Here is a 16,175-nt window from a genome sequence, read left to right on the forward strand (position 1 = left end):
AATCACTCAATCACTTATAATGAATTTAAAAAATTATGAACTATAATCTATAAAAATAACCCTTATTAGATACTGATATCTAAATAATAAGAATATGATATTCTAAAAAAGAAACTGTAAATTTGCTCTTATGAATATTCTTCTGGTTGAAGACGATTTAAGAGTTTCTGAACTTATAAAAAGAGGTTTGGATGAACAAGGTTTTAACACTACTCAAGCCTATGATGGCTTAACTGGGAAAAAACTAATTTTAACACAAGAATTTAATTTACTAATTACTGATATTATATTACCGGAAATAAACGGATTAGACCTTTGTAAAGAAGTAAGAAACTTAAAACCTGATCTTCCTATATTAATGTTAACAGCCTTAGGAACTACGGATGATAAAATAGAAGGGTTTGATGCTGGTGCAGATGATTATTTGGTAAAGCCTTTTGAAATGAGGGAATTAGTTGCTAGAATAAAAGCTATCTTAAAAAGAAGCTTAAAAAATAAATCTGGAATTATTTTAAGATTTTCCGATTTAGAAATGAATTTAAAAACCAAAATTGTAAAAAGAAATAATAAAGAGCTAAACCTAACCCTTAAAGAATTTAAACTTCTGGAATTTTTATTACAAAATCAGGAAAGAGTAATTTCAAGAAAAGAAATTGCAGAAAAAGTATGGAACACTCATTTTGATACCGGAACAAACTTTATTGATGTTTATATTAATTACTTACGAAAAAAAGTTGACAAAGAATTTGACAATAAGTTAATTCATACAAAATCAGGAATGGGTTTTATCTTAAAATCTGAAGAATGAAAATCCGTATCAAGCTTACCTTATTATTTTCACTTATAACAGCTACTCTACTTCTTATTTTTGCCTCTATCATTTATTACTCTGCAAAACACAACAGAGACAAAGAATTCTATTCCTTATTAAAAAAAGAAGCAATAACTAAAGCAAATCTCTTTTTTAAAGCCAAAGTTCCTGCCCAAACTCTGCAACAAATTTACCATAACAATTCCCAAACAATTAATGAAGTAGAAGTTGCTATTTATGATAAAAATTTTAACCTTTTTTATCATGACGCAGTAGATATTGATTTTGTGAAAGAAACTCCTGAAATGATTAATGAAATTTATAACAAAGGAGAAATAAAATTTCATCAGGGAGACTGGCAGGTAATAGGAATGGTCTATCTATTTGAAGGTAACAAGTATATAGTTACAGCTGCTTCTTATGATCTTTATGGATATAATGAATTAAGTTCTCTACTAAAAAACACATGTATTATATTTATTTTTTCAATCATTTTTATATTTATAGCGGGATATTATTTTTCTAAAAAAGCATTTCAACCCGTTAAAGATTTGAATGATAAAATGAATGAAATATCTGCTAATCATTTAAATTTAAGATTGGACACAAAACCAAATAAAGATGAACTATCAGAATTAGCTATTACTTTTAACCAAATGCTTATACGTTTAGAAAATTCATTTGAAGCACAAAAACATTTTGTTTCCAATATTTCACATGAGCTAAGAACCCCTTTAGCTGCTATAATAACCGAACTCGAACTTTCATTAACTAAAAATAAAACTTCCGAAGAATACAAAATAATACTTCAAAATTCCCTATCGGATGCAAAAAAAATTGCAAAATTGGCCAACAATCTATTAGATTTTGCCAAAGCAAACTATGATCCTTCAGAAATAACTTTTAAGCCCATACGAATAGATGAAATCTTAATAGAAGCATGCATACAAGTACAGCAAGCTAACCCAGAGTACAATGCAAGCCTATCTTTCAAAAATGATGTTACATTTGAAAAAGAATTCATTATCAATGGAAATGAATATTTATTAAAAGTTGCTTTTGTAAATCTTATTGAAAACGGATGCAAATTTTCTGGAGATCATTTATGTAAAGTTTTCATATCATTCCTCCATAATATAATTCAAATTGAATTTAGAGATAATGGCATAGGCATTTCGCCAAAAGATATTCCTAATATTTTTACTCCTTTTTACAGAGGCAAAAATAAAGAATATACTTATGGAAATGGAATAGGACTATCTTTAACCAAAAAAATCATCTGTTTACATTCTGGAACTATTACCGTTAACAACAATTCAGACAAAGGAACAACCTTTATTTTACAACTCCCCTATTAGTAAAAAAATAACCTTCTAATAAAATTCTAATTTTTTTTTAAGAGGTTTCTAATAACCAACTACAAACCGTTCGCCTAGATTTGCAGAAAAAAAAGAGGTTCACTAAATCTAAAGCGGAGATCATGATATCTATAAAAATCCGAAACTTACACTTATTTTTATGGAGTGCACTTACAATGCATTCTTGCCATAAACAAAACACAGAAGAAAAACCTGCATATATCGTAAGTGGAAATACTATTTTCTTATCAGAAAATTCAAATATAAAAAATCATATAAAAATTGAATCCGTAAAAAGTGAATGGCTTAGTCCAGATCTATTGACAGTGGGTGAAGTAAAAGCCATACCAACCAATTATGCAGAAATTATTCCACCCTTTGCCGGAAGAATAAGCCAATCATTTGTAAGATTAGGACAAAAAGTAAATATAGGAACTCCCCTTTTCACAATCAGCTCTCCTGAATATTTTAATGCTCAAAAAGATTACTTCGAAGCACAACAAGAATATACATTATCAAATTTAAATTTGAAGAGACAAAAAGATTTATTAAAGCATGGTGTGGGCATACAACGTGTTGTAGAGGAAGCCCAAACAGACTACCAAACAAAAAAATCAGCGCTCGAAAATGCATCAGCCGCACTAAAAGTATATAATATCAACCCTAATCACCAAAAATTAGGTCAGCCCCTTATAGTTACCTCTCCTTTAAAAGGTGAAATCATTACTAGCAATATTGTTATAGGACAATATATAAAAGAAGATGCCCAACCTATAGCTACAATTGCCGAATTAAATAAAGTATGGATTGCTGGACAAATTAAAGAAAAAGACTTAGGATATATCAATAAATTAAAAGAAGTTACCATCAATGTTAATGCTTTTCCTGATAAAAACATTACCGGCAAAATATTTCATATCAATAAAATAGTTGATGAAGATACCCGAAGTGTTGAAGTATTGATTGAATGCAACAACACTGATAAAATATTAAAACCGGGAATGTATGTAAATGTTCTTTTCAAAAATGAACCTGAAGTAGCTCTTATCATCCCCACTAAAGCAATTTATCAAGTTAATGATGAACAATTTGTCTTTGTACAAATTGGCAAAAATAAATTTATAAAGAAAAAAGTCACAACTAAAGATATTTCAAAAGATAAAACCGTAATAAAAAAAGGTATAAAAACTGGTGAACATATAGTTACCGAAGGAGGAATATATTTACTGGAAGCTCAATAAATAAAAAAATAACATGAATAAACTTATTCAAACTACCATACGCAAACGTTGGGTACTAGTAACCCTTTTCATTATACTTTCCATATTTGGATATTATTCATGGAAACAACTATCCATTGAAGCTTATCCTGATATTGCTGATGTAACTTCTCAAGTTGTAACACAGGTTCCGGGTTTGGCCGCAGAAGAGATAGAACAACAAATAACCATACCTGTTGAACGGGCTTTAAATGGTCTTCCGGGAATGCATGTTATGCGAAGTAAAAGTACTTTTGGCCTTTCTATAATTACTCTTGTTTTTGAAGATGGTGTAGATGACTACTGGGCTAGAATGAGAATACAGGAACGGCTTAACGATGTAGAATTACCTTACCAAGCCCTACCTGAATTAGATCCACTTACTTCTCCGATTGGAGAAATTTACAGATATATTATTGAAAGTAAAACACATGATTTACGAGAATTAACTGATTTACAAAATTTTGTTATTATTCCAAGAATCAAACAAGTAGCAGGAATAGCAGATGTGACAAATTTTGGTGGAATTACCACTCGATTTCAAATAGAGTTAGATCCCAAAATGCTGGATCAATATCAGTTATCCTTAGGGGAGGTTATTCAAACCATTGAAAATAACAATGTAAATGCCGGAGGAAGTATTCTTCCACGTGGAGATTTAGGATATGTAATACGTGGAATCGGTTTAGTTAAAAATCTGGAAGATATAGGTAAAATAGTTGTAAAAACAAAAAACGGAGTTCCTATTTTATTGAATGATTTAGGTAAACTAAAATATGGAAATATAGAGCGTAAAGGAGTTTTAGGCTTCACAGACAAAAAACGGAATCAATCTGAAAGTATTGAAGGAATTGTACTCTTATTAAAAGGACAAAATCCATCCAAAGTTTTAGAAAGTGTACATGAGGCAATAAACGAACTTAATACCCAAATTTTACCCAAAGGAATAAAAATACATCCTTTTTTAGATAGAACTGAATTAGTAAATACTACATTAAATACCGTATCTCATACCTTATTGGAAGGAATGTCATTAGTTTTAGTAGTTTTAATTGTATTTTTAGGTAGTTGGAGAGGAGCTTTACTAGTTGTTATTACCATCCCCATTTCTTTACTTATTGCATTTATCCTTATGTATTTTACACACATTCCTGCAAACTTACTTTCTCTTGGAGCTATCGATTTTGGAATTATTGTAGACGGAGCTATTGTAATGATGGAAACCATACTTAGAAAACGAGAAGAAGAACCCGACAAGAAATTTCATGAAAAAACGATCACACAAAGAGCCACAGAAGTAGCCAAACCTATATTATTCTCCACTATAATTATCATCACAGCCTATCTACCCTTATTCGCTTTTGAAAGAGTAGAAAAAAAATTATTCACTCCTATGGCATTTACCATTAGCTATGCACTTTTTGGAGCCTTACTCGTTGCTTTATTGTTAATACCGGGATTAGCTTATTTCCTATACAAAAAGCCACAAAAACTCTATCATAATAAATGGTTGGAAAAATTAACTGACAAATATCATTCAAGTATAAAAAAGATTATGCAATCTCCAAAAAAAATCTTTCTCCCATTAGGAATTATTTTAGGATGTACTTTTTTATTGGCTTTTTATGTAGGAAAAGATTTTCTGCCACCTTTAGATGAAGGGTCCATATGGTTACAAGTACAATTACCTCCGGGTATTTCTGTTGAAAAATCTAAAGAACTGAGTGATACTCTACGTGCTCGTACCATAAAACATGATGAAGTTACCTATATAATGGTACAAGCCGGAAGAAATGATGATGGAACTGACCCCTGGACCGCTTCTCACTTTGAGGTATCAATTGGATTAAAGCCTTATAAGAAATGGAAAAAAGGAAAATCCAAATACGATCTTATAGCTGAACTGGAAAAAGAATATGAAACACTTCCGGGTTTTAATATTGGATTTTCCCAGCCTATGATTGATGGCGTCATGGATAAAATATCAGGTGCTCATAGTGAGCTGGTGGTGAAAATTTATGGAGATGATTTCATTGAAACCAGAAGAATTGCAGATGATGTAATGAAAACATTAAAAAATGTAAAAGGAGCTGTGGATTTAGCTATAGATCAGGAACCTCCGTTACCGCAGCTTCAAATACATGCTAATAGAGATAAAATCGCTCAATACGGTCTTAATGTAGCCGATGTAGCTGAACTTATTGAAGTTGCTATAGGAGGAAAAGCCATTTCCCAAATTTTTATAGGTAATAAAGTATACGATATTATATGTCGTTATGATGAGAATAGCAGAAATACTCCGGAGAAAATTTCAAATCTGATGCTTACATCCGCTACAGGTGCAAAAATACCTTTATCGCAAGTGTGTGATATCAAGTTAAGCACAGGAGAAAGCACGATCACAAGAGAAATGAATCAAAGGCATTTAACAGTAAAACTAAATTTAAGAGATCAAGATTTGGGGAAATTTTTGGAAGAAGCCCAAAATAAAATTGAAAAAAACGTAAAATACAATCATGAAAAATACCATATTAAATGGGGAGGACAATTTGAGAACCAGAATAGAGCTTATTCTCGTCTAGCATTTATCGTACCCCTATCTCTTGGTATTATGTTTATTTTGTTGTATAGTGCATTTGGAAAATTCAGACAAGCGGGTCTACTTATGAGTATTGTTCCTCTAGCCTTGTTTGGTGGTTTGTTAGCATTGAATATTAGAAACATGACTTTAAATGTTTCTTCTGCCGTTGGATTTATAGCATTATCGGGTGTGGCCATACAAAATGGAGTAATTATGATATCTCATCTAAATTTTTTAAGAAAACAAGGATTTCCCCTTCTCGATTCTGTTATCATAGGAACTAAAGACCGATTTAGGCCAGTATTAATGACTGCTACTGTGGCTATTTTAGGATTACTCCCCGCAACTTTAGCCACTGGCATTGGATCTGATGTACAGCGTACATTGGCTACCGTAATTGTATATGGATTGTTATTCTCAACTATTATTACACTATTTGCCTTGCCCGCTCTATATTACATTATAGAATCTAAATGGGGAAAGAAAAAAATAATAGACTTTTAAAAATTGAAATTTATGAAATTGACACACTATATTTTTAAACTATTTATTTGTCTTTTACTTATTACTTCTGTTTTAAAAGCCCAAGTGGATACTACTTTTAGTAAAAAACAGCTGAGTTATACAGATTTTATTAAACAGGTTAAAGAAAATAACTTGGAATACGCAGCACAAAAATATAACGTAAATCTCGCAGAAGCTGAAATAGAAAATGCTAAGATTATTCCAGATATAGAATGGAATATAGCTGGCTCACACAATCAAAAAAAGATGGGAAACACGCTGGAAACCGGTTTAGGTTGGACCATTGAACTTGGAGGTAAACGTAAAGCCCGTATTGACCTAGCCAAAAGTCAAGTGACACAAAACCAATATTTACTTCAGGATTTTCTGAGAAATTTATATGCTAATGCTTCCTTACAATTTCTAGAATGTATCCAAAATAAAAATTTATTGAACGTACAGCTTAATTCCTATAAAATCTTGTCCAATTTGGCTTCATCAGACAGTATTCGTTATAAATTAGGGGATATAACACTCACAGATTCCAAACAGAGTAAACTAGAAGCTCAATTTATGTTAAACGAGGTTTATAAAGCAGAATCCGAATGGAAAAATTCACTCATTACTTTAAATTTATTAATGGGAAAACCACAAAAAGATTCTTTATTTTCTGCAACTAGCACTTTTTCAGATTTCAATAAAGAATTTAAACTTTCAGATTTGATAACTACAGCACAAAATAATCGTGCCGATTTACAAGCAGCTATGCAAGACAAAGATATTTCACAAAAAATGATGAAACTGGCTAAAGCTAACCGTATTATGGATTTAGGAATCAATGCTGGTATGCAAATCAATGGAAAAGCTACTAATGATGAAGCTCCTTCACCTTACCATACAGGTATTACAGCCGGAATAACCATTCCTTTACGTTTTTTAAATAACCGAAAAGGCGAAGTTCAAACTGCTCAATATTCAATTCAAAAAGCAGAAACAGAATATAAGCAAATTGAGCTTCAAATTCAGACTGAAGTAACCCAGGCCTATCAAAATTATATAAATACAAAAAAACAAATGCAACAGTTTTCCAACGGTTTACTTTCAAATTCCAAATCCATTCTTGAAGGTAAGGTTTATTCATACAAAAGAGGAAATACTTCACTACTTGAAGTATTGGATGCTCAAAGAACTTATAATGACATACAACAAAATTATTATCAGACCTTATTTAATTACTGTTCAGCTTTAATTGAACTTGAAAGAACCGTAGGAATCTGGGATATTAATTTTTAATCCTATTAAAATATTTTATTTCTAGATGATAAATGCAATCACATTGATAAATAAATAACACTTTTATCTATATTTTGATAAATTATATTTATAACATAAAACTATAAAAATATTTTTATGTTTAAATGTCCTAATATTCAAAATATTATCAATTCCAATTCTCATCGTCCCTGGAAAATTCCTGATGGAAAATGGGAATACTATCAGGAATGGAATAATGCATTATTTTTACATTGGAGTTTTCCTTATGAAGCAATTAGATAACTTGTTCCTAAAGAATTACAACTTGATTCTTTTGAAGGAAAGTACTATATTTCTTTAGTAGCTTTTTCTATGCAGAAAATTTCTCCAAAAAATTTATTCCCGTTAAAATTCATATCGGATTTTCATAAAATAAATATTCGGACCTATGTAGATAATAATGATAAGAAAAAGGTTTATTTTTTAAATATTGAAGCTGAAAAGGCTTTTGTTATAACTATTAATGTAGCTTTTCGTCCTCCTTTCGTATATATTCCCTCAAGTAGAAATAAGAAAACCATTAACTCAACAAAACCAATAATCCCCAAGCCATTATCTGACTCAGGGATTATATAAAGATTGGATTTGAATGTTTGCTCTATAATAAATCGCTCAGGATGAGCAAATCTAGTTTCTAATAGTATTAATTCGGAATCAATTACCGCAATAACTTTTTGACAATACAGATATTTAAGCGCATTTTACCCCTGCTCGTATAAAATTTGTGTTTGTAATACTTGGAACTCGATATGAGTCAGATTTAATGTTCGTAGCAGTTGTGTATAATCTGTTTCGGATTGAATCTGGGTCTTTAATTCTTCTCTAAATTCTGCATAAGCAATTTACATTTCTTTATTCCTCACTGGTGAGGGTTCAGGTAATGAACTGATAAGCCTCGTTATTGTAAGATCATTCATAAGCATATTCTTTAATAGTGAATAAATAGGATTATATATTGATTAACCCGTGTATGCTGAATGATATAATTATAAGCTCATACTTATTACCGTAATATTTCCAGATAGATTAGCCATATCCATAATTAGCCTTAGTTTCGTACTACCTCAAATGCTGTTTGAAGAATATGAAGTGATGTTCTATTGAATTGTGCCAATATTTGGTGTTATGCCTGCCAGGCGAAGAAATAAAAGTCATAGGTATACCTAAACTGTAAGCTGCTTTTTTCAACTTTATATTTTCCGAATATAGAATATCTTCTGTTCCACAATCGAGTATGAAAGGTCTTTTAAAATCAGGCTTAGCTTGTAATAGATTGATTATATCATTCTTATTCCAATTTTCCGTATTCTCTCCAAAAATTTGCTTTAAATCATCATTCAAACGATTATTACCCCAAAACGAATAACTCAATTCACGTGATTGTTTATCATCAATGGTTAATGCACCGCTTGTAGAACCAGCTGAATTAAAAAAATCAGAATATTTAATAAAGAAATGAAGTGCCCCATATCCACCCATGCTTAATCCACTAATAAAGATGTTCTTTTTATCAACATTGAATTCATTTTCTATTCTGGGAGCTAATTCCTTGAAGAAAAAATTTTCATATTGAGATTGATTGTTATTTATGCTATTTACATAAAAAGAGGTAAAACCATCAGGGCAAACAATTATCATTTCATATTTATTAGCCATACTATTACAATCAATAGTGTTTGTCCATTGTTTACTATTCGTCGAGTAGCCATGAAGCAAGTATACTAAGGGATAAGCTTTTTCTTTGCTATAATTATCAGGAACAAAACAATATATTGTATCCTTGGATACTAAATGGCTTGATTCAATTATCAACATCTCTTGAGCATCTACGGTAATAGAAAATAAGAATAAGATGACTGATAGTATAAGTTGTTTTATCTTCATTTTATCTGATTTTATAAAGTTTATTATTAATATGTTATTTTTGTCTGACAAAAGTAAACTGCGAGGGTTTACCATACAATAACGAACAAAATTGTTAGTATGTGATATGCGCAAAGAACAGTCTTCAAACTCTATTAATGAACAATATTTATTTAATGCTTGTGGGTTAAATTTAGCAATTAGCAAAATTAGCGGTCGCTGGAAAACTCAAATCCTACTCTCTATTGTTAGAGGACATAACCGTTTTAATCTGCTCCATAAAAAAATAGATAACATATCGGAACAAGTATTAGGGCGGCAATTGAAAGCCCTCGAAAAGGATAATATTATTACTAAAGCTATTATTCCTAATAGTATTCCTATTGGTGTTGAATACAAATTAACTGATTTAGGGATAGAGCTTTTGCCTATTCTGAATGCACTTTGTGATTGGGGCAAACATTACCGATAGAATTTATGTTACTTAAGTTTTTATACAGTAAGTTAGTTTCTCAATTTGAAGAAAAATTTCAATATGAAAGTTTTTGACCTTTCCATCCTGTACTTTCTAAGAATTGCTTCCATGTAAGAGTATTCGGATTTAGTTGTCCACTCCACATTAAGTCTCAGCTTTGTTCAAAATATCCATACTCGACAGCATATTCAGCCTTACCTAAAATCTCATTCAAGCTAAATTCAGGAAAATGTGAAAGTAGACCCTCCCTCGAAAATGCAGAACTATATACAGCTTTTTTTACCTGTTACTTGAACAAAAGTATTGACTATCGCTTAAAGATTCTGCACCTCGAATAAAGCCAAGCTAGGTCGTTGTAAGACTCTTATAGTCAGCGAGTAATTTAACAGAAAGTGAACAAAAAACGAAGTTGAAATTTATGTTCACTTATTTTTCACTCAACTACTGTCTTTTGTTGTCTTTTAGTAGCTTCGGCAGAAAAGAAAAAAGTTTGATAATCTACTGACTAACAGACTTTATGTCGTTGTTTGACTTTTCCTGTCTTTTTAGGATTTTACCATTTTGTGGGCGTTATGAAATCCATCATAAAGAATGGGATATAAGACAGGTAGAATTTTCCAGATTAGATATAAATTATAAACTTACAAGTAGTATTGATTTAAAAAAGAAAACACCGGATGCTTTTCATTTTTCCAAAGGAGAGATAGTAATATCCTGGAAAAAAGAGAAACTCTTTTAATTTAGGTTCTTTCATTATTCAAATTTCTTCAAAAAATAATTATTTTTGCATGAAACAATAGTTAGAAAATGGAATTTAGTACCAGAAGATGGACAAAATCTGAAAAATTAAACTTTAACAAAATTATTTTTTCCAGAGTATTAGAATGGATATTTGTCTCATTGAATGTATTTAAAATTTTTCAATTAAAAAACATAAAATTAATTTCCTGCCATATTTCTGATATTTATTTTTTGTTTTAAGCTAAATTTAGTTTATTGAAAAGTTTGAAAAATTAAAGAAATCACTGAATTAACCTAACATTAATAAAATATAGCATAGATAAAACCTTATTTACAATTAATTTATAAAACACAGCTTTTTGATTACAATCGGAGATATAAAACTTCCTGAGTTTCCTTTTCTTCTTGCACCTATGGAAGATGTAAGCGATCCTCCTTTTCGCCGTTTATGCAAAATGCATGGAGCAGATCTTATGTATTCAGAATTTATTTCTTCTGAAGGACTTATAAGGGATGCTATGAAAAGCAGAAAAAAACTGGATATTTTTGATTATGAACGCCCGGTAGGAATTCAAATTTTCGGTGGTGATGAGGAAGCCATGTCTCTTTCGGCTAAAATAGTGGAAACCGTTCAACCCGATTTGGTGGATATCAATTTCGGATGTCCCGTTAAAAAAGTTGCTTGTAAAGGCGCTGGTGCCGGAGTTCTTAAAGATGTAGATTTAATGGTAAGACTAACTCGCGCTGTTGTACAAAGTACTCATCTTCCGGTAACGGTGAAAACCCGTTTAGGATGGGATGATTCTTCCATTAATATTGATGAAGTTGCAGAACGATTACAGGATGTAGGAATTCAAGCTTTAACTATTCATGCTCGTACTCGTTCGCAAATGTACAAGGGACATTCTGATTGGACACATATTGCACGAATAAAAAACAATCCCCGCATTAAAATTCCTATTTTTGGTAATGGTGATATTGATTCACCGGAAAAAGCTAAAAAATATAAAGAGACCTACGGAATTGATGGCATCATGATTGGACGTGCAGCTATTGGAAATCCCTGGATTTTCAGCCAGATAAAACATTATCTTAAAACCGGTGAAATACTTCCTGCTCCTACACTTTACCAGAGAATAGAAGCGGTTAAAAATCATGCTCAATGGTCTGTAGAATGGAAAGGTGTACGCAATGGATTACTGGAGATGAGACAACATTATTCCAATTATTTTCGTGGTATTCCTAATTTTAAAGTTCATAAAGCTCACCTTTTATCTGCTCTTTCTTTAGAAGAACTCAATTGGGTTTTTACTTCTATTTTAGAATAAGAAGTTCATTAAATAATATCTACCTATTTTTTTCATATCGTTAATATTCCCATTCAAATAACAAAATTAAGTTTAAACAGAAAATTTGATTTAAAAACTATAAAATAAATTAAGATAGTCTTATTCTATTTTATGTAAAATATCATTTTCATAAAAATAAATAAACTATTAACTTTAGAATACTAAATAAACAAAAAAATGACAAACAAAATTGCATATGAGGCCAGAGCTGAATTTCTGGAAGGAAAAAATGATACAGGAATCTTGGTTATACACGGTTTTACAGGTTCTACTCAAAGTATGAGACAAGTAGCCTATAAACTGAATCATCTAGGATATACTATCCAGATGCCACGACTTCTGGGACACGGAACCACACCCGAAGATATGGAAACCACAGGCTATGAAGACTGGATTAAATCTGTTGAAACGGCATATAATGAATTAAAACCTAAAGTTAAAAAATTATTTGTATTAGGTCTATCTATGGGAGGAACTTTAACCTTATATTCTGCTATACATCATAATATTAATGGTGCCATAACTATAAATGCAGCTGTTAATCTTCCTAATTTTCAGGAAATGTATGAAAATGAGAACTCGCCAAGATTTATCCCCGGAATTGGTTCAGACATAAAAAAAGAGGGTATAAAAGAATGGGCTTACGATCAAACTCCAAAAAAGTGTATAAATGATTTAATTATTTTAGGTAAAATAGTAAAAGATAAATTAAATGATATTCATTGCCCTATGCTTATTTTCAAATCCAAAGAAGATCATGTAGTTCCATCTAATAATCAGGATTATATTTATACACATGTTGCAAGTACTCAAAAAGAATTATTAGAACTAAAAAATAGCTATCATGTCGCCACTTTGGATAATGATTGGGAATTGATAGTTAAAAAAACTCATGAGTTTATACAACAAAACATTTAAAACATAAAAATTAAACAAACGCTCCGTTTTACATTTAAAATAGAGCGTCTTTTATATTATTATTTTTTAATATTTTAGCATAATTATAATAAATATTTATTTTTTAAGTGAACAACGATATTTTATATTTAATCGCATTAAAACATTGTCCCAATATAGGTGATTCTATAATAAAGAAACTAATTTCAAAATTTGGAACAGCACAAAAAGCTTGGTTTTCTAATCATACTGAAATACTTACTATTTACAATATTGGTAAAAAAACAATTCAATATATTGGTAATGAATCTATTTTATCTCAGGCTCAGAAAGAGATTCAATATTGTAATAAAAACCAAATAAAAATCATTCATTTATGGGAAAATGAATATCCTTCTTTGCTTAAAGAATGTCCAGATGCTCCTGTATTGATTTATTACAAAGGAAATATAAAATGGAATATACCTTCTCTAAGTATTGTAGGAACAAGAAAAATGACTTCTTATGGAAAAAATTTCGCAGAAGATCTTGTGGAATGCCTTAAGGATAGAAAAATAAATATCATCAGCGGTTTAGCTTTAGGTATAGATAGTTGTGCACATAAAAAATCTGTCGAAATGAATATTCCTACCTTAGGTGTACTTGCTCATGGCTTACAAACCATATATCCCCCACAGCATCAATTATTAGCTGAAAAAATGACTGAAAATGGTGGGGTTTTATCTGAATTTGCCCTAAATATCAAACCTGAAAGAGCAAATTTTATTCAAAGAAATCGTATCATTGCCGGATTATCTACCATAACTGTTATCATAGAATCAGCATATGGCGGAGGAGCTATTTCAACAACAAAATTTGCAAATTCATATAATAGAGATGTATTTGCATTACCGGGAAAAATAACTGATACAACCAGCCAAGGGTGTAATCGGCTTATTAGAAACCTGGAAGCTCAAATTATCACTCGGCCGGATGATATTCTATCTTTATTGGGAGAAAATAATTTAAAAAACAATCAGCAAGAATTATTTATAGAACTAACTGAACAAGAAACTGCAATAGTTAACTTTTTAAAAGAAAAAGGAAAAACTCAAATTGATAATTTAGCTTTAGAATTTAATACCCCTACACACATGCTTATGTCTATTTTACTTGACTTAGAACTCAAAAATAAGATAATCCCTTTACCTGGAAAATATTTTTCTATCGCATAAATTTCTATTTCAATATTTATATTATCTCTTATTTTATTGGATATATTTACAATGCTAGATATTATAAATGTAATGTTTTGATTATCCTAATGCACTTTCCAACCATGTGATTTTTGTTGAATTTCCCATAATCGAGCATATATTCCATTTTTATTTAATAACTCTTGATGATTTCCTTTTTCTGCTATTTCTCCGTCATTTAAAACCAATATTTGTTGTGCTTTTTGGATAGTTGAAAGCTTATGGGCAATTACTACAACGGTTTTTGATTTTACAAGTTCCTGTATAGCCTGTTGTATATATATTTCATTCTCGGGATCTAAGCTAGCGGTAGCTTCATCCAGCAAAATTATAGGGGCATTCTTAAGCAAAGCTCTTGCTATGCTTATACGTTGTTTCTGACCACCGGATAATTTTCCTCCTCCTTCCCCTACACGTGTTTCCATTCCTTCAGGAAAATCTTCTACAAAACTTAGTACTTGCGCCTTACGTGCTGCTTCCCATATTTCTTCCTGAGTTGCTTCGGGATTTCCTATTTTTATATTACTATAAATTGAATCATCAAAAAGATATACTTCCTGAAATACTTCTGCAATCATTTTATAAAAATCTTTCTGATTGATTGAGCGTATATCTATTCCTCCTATTTTAATACTTCCCTCAGTAACATCCCAAAAACGGGCAATTAAAGAAGCTATGGTTGTTTTCCCAGATCCGGAATGTCCTACAAGTGCTAGCATAGACTTTTCTGGTACTAAAAAGTTTAAATTATGTACTGTTAATTTATCTTGATATTTAAAATTTACTTCATTAAATTCTATGCTAAATTTTTCGGGAATTAAATTTTCCATAGATTCCATAGTAGGTTCTTTTAATACCCTTATGACCCTTTTTAAACTTTCATTCATATAACGAATCGTAAAATAATCTACCATGATCACTTTCATAGGATTATACAAATTATAGCCCATAATCAAAAAAGTTATGAGTACGGGAATAGTTATAGAACCTACTGAAAGGTAATATAGCCCTAAAGCTATCATAGATAGAAAACCTATTTCAAAGAATATACTTGTCGTTACAAGGAAAGGTCCGGGTAAAGCTTCCATTCGTATGCTTTTTTTACGTAAATCATCAAAAGCATTTTCCAAAGTTTTATTTTTTTCACCAGTAATTCCATATGATTTTAAATGTCTAATACCTTGAACATATTCAAGGAATTTAGCCCCTACCTGATTCCTTGCAAAAATCTGTTTTTCTCCCAAATGTTTAAATAAATAATTTGCAAATCCTAAGAAAGGTATAATTAAAGGAATTACAGCTAACAAACACAGGGCTAAACGCCAGTCATATATAAAAAGAAAAATAGAAAGAACACAGGTTCCAAATACAGCTGATGTAAGATTTCCAAAACTATGTCCGAAAATTCCTTCAAAATTAGCTACATCTTGTAATATAACTGAGGCAATTTCTCCAGGGTCACGTTGTTTAAAAAAACCTAATGAAAATTTTTGAATACGATTTCCTAAGTTAATTCGTAAACGATAAGACAATTCATAGACCCAAATATTGGATGTAACCATAGCTTTAGATGCTACTATAAATTGTATTATAAGCATAAAAAACATTATTCCAACCACTGTCCATATTCTTGAAATGTTAGGATGATCTGAAAATAACTCCCATATAATTACTAATAAAATTCCTGAGGGAACTACTAAAAAAATACTATGAATTATTTCCAATAGCATAACCTTACATGTATCTTTTCTATTATAGGAGGTTACGTATTTTAAATTTTTAATCATT

The 16,175-nt window shown here is 30.6% G+C and carries 13 protein-coding genes and 1 pseudogene; 12 read left to right on the plus strand and 2 right to left on the minus strand.

What is annotated here, in order from left to right:
- Positions 1–130: 130 nt before the first annotated feature.
- The 7 genes and pseudogenes from C4S76_RS09885 to C4S76_RS12050 form a co-directional block, all read left to right on the plus strand.
- On the plus strand, positions 131–808 hold the full coding sequence (locus C4S76_RS09885; protein ID WP_105194309.1) for a response regulator transcription factor: 678 nt from the start codon (positions 131–133) through the stop codon (positions 806–808).
- The gene (locus tag C4S76_RS09890) at positions 805–2,169 is read left to right on the plus strand and encodes a sensor histidine kinase (RefSeq protein ID WP_105194310.1); all 1,365 of its coding nucleotides are present in this window, start codon (positions 805–807) and stop codon (positions 2,167–2,169) included. Before C4S76_RS09885 ends, C4S76_RS09890 begins: the two co-directional genes overlap by 4 nt.
- A 122-nt stretch (positions 2,170–2,291) precedes the next feature.
- On the plus strand, positions 2,292–3,410 hold the full coding sequence (locus C4S76_RS09895; protein ID WP_221405011.1) for an efflux RND transporter periplasmic adaptor subunit: 1,119 nt from the start codon (positions 2,292–2,294) through the stop codon (positions 3,408–3,410).
- Positions 3,411–3,423: 13 nt separating this feature from the next.
- Positions 3,424–6,513 carry an efflux RND transporter permease subunit gene (locus C4S76_RS09900; RefSeq protein ID WP_105194311.1) on the plus strand — a complete coding sequence of 1,030 codons (3,090 nt, stop codon included), beginning with the start codon at positions 3,424–3,426 and terminating at the stop codon, positions 6,511–6,513.
- A 12-nt stretch (positions 6,514–6,525) separates the two neighbouring features.
- Entirely contained in the window at positions 6,526–7,806 is a 1,281-nt protein-coding gene (locus C4S76_RS09905; RefSeq protein ID WP_105194312.1) for a TolC family protein, read from the plus strand.
- A gap of 117 nt (positions 7,807–7,923) precedes the next feature.
- On the plus strand, positions 7,924–8,070 hold the full coding sequence (locus tag C4S76_RS12045; RefSeq protein ID WP_245915826.1) for a DUF2071 domain-containing protein: 147 nt from the start codon (positions 7,924–7,926) through the stop codon (positions 8,068–8,070).
- 12 nt (positions 8,071–8,082) lie between these two features.
- Positions 8,083–8,403, plus strand: a pseudogene (locus tag C4S76_RS12050) (DUF2071 domain-containing protein); the annotation flags it as partial.
- 483 nt (positions 8,404–8,886) lie between these two features.
- On the opposite strand, the gene C4S76_RS09915 reads toward C4S76_RS12050, so the two are convergent.
- The gene (locus C4S76_RS09915) at positions 8,887–9,711 is read right to left on the minus strand and encodes an alpha/beta hydrolase (RefSeq protein ID WP_105194504.1); all 825 of its coding nucleotides are present in this window, start codon (positions 9,709–9,711) and stop codon (positions 8,887–8,889) included.
- A 106-nt stretch (positions 9,712–9,817) separates the two neighbouring features.
- Between C4S76_RS09915 and C4S76_RS09920 the strand changes: the two genes are divergently transcribed.
- The 5 genes from C4S76_RS09920 (at position 9,818) to dprA (ending at position 14,366) form a co-directional block, all read left to right on the plus strand.
- Positions 9,818–10,162 carry a winged helix-turn-helix transcriptional regulator gene (locus tag C4S76_RS09920; protein ID WP_105194313.1) on the plus strand — a complete coding sequence of 115 codons (345 nt, stop codon included), beginning with the start codon at positions 9,818–9,820 and terminating at the stop codon, positions 10,160–10,162.
- Positions 10,163–10,682: 520 nt separating this feature from the next.
- Entirely contained in the window at positions 10,683–10,904 is a 222-nt protein-coding gene (locus tag C4S76_RS09925) for a hypothetical protein (protein ID WP_146105731.1), read from the plus strand.
- Positions 10,905–11,265: 361 nt separating this feature from the next.
- Positions 11,266–12,234 carry a tRNA dihydrouridine synthase DusB gene (gene dusB, locus C4S76_RS09930; RefSeq protein WP_105194315.1) on the plus strand — a complete coding sequence of 323 codons (969 nt, stop codon included), beginning with the start codon at positions 11,266–11,268 and terminating at the stop codon, positions 12,232–12,234.
- Positions 12,235–12,432: 198 nt separating this feature from the next.
- Positions 12,433–13,173, plus strand: a complete 741-nt coding sequence (locus tag C4S76_RS09935; RefSeq protein ID WP_105194316.1) for an alpha/beta hydrolase — start codon at positions 12,433–12,435, stop codon at positions 13,171–13,173.
- Positions 13,174–13,280: 107 nt separating this feature from the next.
- On the plus strand, positions 13,281–14,366 hold the full coding sequence (gene dprA / locus C4S76_RS09940) for a DNA-processing protein DprA (RefSeq protein WP_105194317.1): 1,086 nt from the start codon (positions 13,281–13,283) through the stop codon (positions 14,364–14,366).
- Positions 14,367–14,452: 86 nt separating this feature from the next.
- Here dprA and C4S76_RS09945 read toward each other — a convergent pair whose 3' ends face one another.
- The gene (locus tag C4S76_RS09945; RefSeq protein ID WP_105194318.1) at positions 14,453–16,174 is read right to left on the minus strand and encodes an ABC transporter ATP-binding protein; all 1,722 of its coding nucleotides are present in this window, start codon (positions 16,172–16,174) and stop codon (positions 14,453–14,455) included.
- Position 16,175: the final 1 nt, after the last annotated feature.

This window comes from Apibacter adventoris (assembly GCF_002964965.1).
GTDB lineage: Bacteria > Bacteroidota > Bacteroidia > Flavobacteriales > Weeksellaceae > Apibacter > Apibacter adventoris.

Excerpts from the sequence above, each read along its gene's own strand:
- C4S76_RS09915 (WP_105194504.1), bottom strand. The coding sequence starts at position 9,711 with ATGAAGATAAAACAACTTATACTATCAGTCATCTTATTCTTATTTTCT.
- C4S76_RS12045 (WP_245915826.1), top strand. The coding sequence starts at position 7,924 with ATGTTTAAATGTCCTAATATTCAAAATATTATCAATTCCAATTCTCAT.
- C4S76_RS09925 (WP_146105731.1), top strand. The coding sequence starts at position 10,683 with ATGTCGTTGTTTGACTTTTCCTGTCTTTTTAGGATTTTACCATTTTGT.
- C4S76_RS09935 (WP_105194316.1), top strand. The coding sequence starts at position 12,433 with ATGACAAACAAAATTGCATATGAGGCCAGAGCTGAATTTCTGGAAGGA.
- C4S76_RS09895 (WP_221405011.1), top strand. The coding sequence starts at position 2,292 with ATGATATCTATAAAAATCCGAAACTTACACTTATTTTTATGGAGTGCA.
- C4S76_RS09890 (WP_105194310.1), top strand. The coding sequence starts at position 805 with ATGAAAATCCGTATCAAGCTTACCTTATTATTTTCACTTATAACAGCT.
- C4S76_RS09905 (WP_105194312.1), top strand. The coding sequence starts at position 6,526 with ATGAAATTGACACACTATATTTTTAAACTATTTATTTGTCTTTTACTT.
- C4S76_RS09900 (WP_105194311.1), top strand. The coding sequence starts at position 3,424 with ATGAATAAACTTATTCAAACTACCATACGCAAACGTTGGGTACTAGTA.
- C4S76_RS09885 (WP_105194309.1), top strand. The coding sequence starts at position 131 with ATGAATATTCTTCTGGTTGAAGACGATTTAAGAGTTTCTGAACTTATA.
- C4S76_RS09945 (WP_105194318.1), bottom strand. The coding sequence starts at position 16,174 with ATGATTAAAAATTTAAAATACGTAACCTCCTATAATAGAAAAGATACA.
- C4S76_RS09920 (WP_105194313.1), top strand. The coding sequence starts at position 9,818 with ATGCGCAAAGAACAGTCTTCAAACTCTATTAATGAACAATATTTATTT.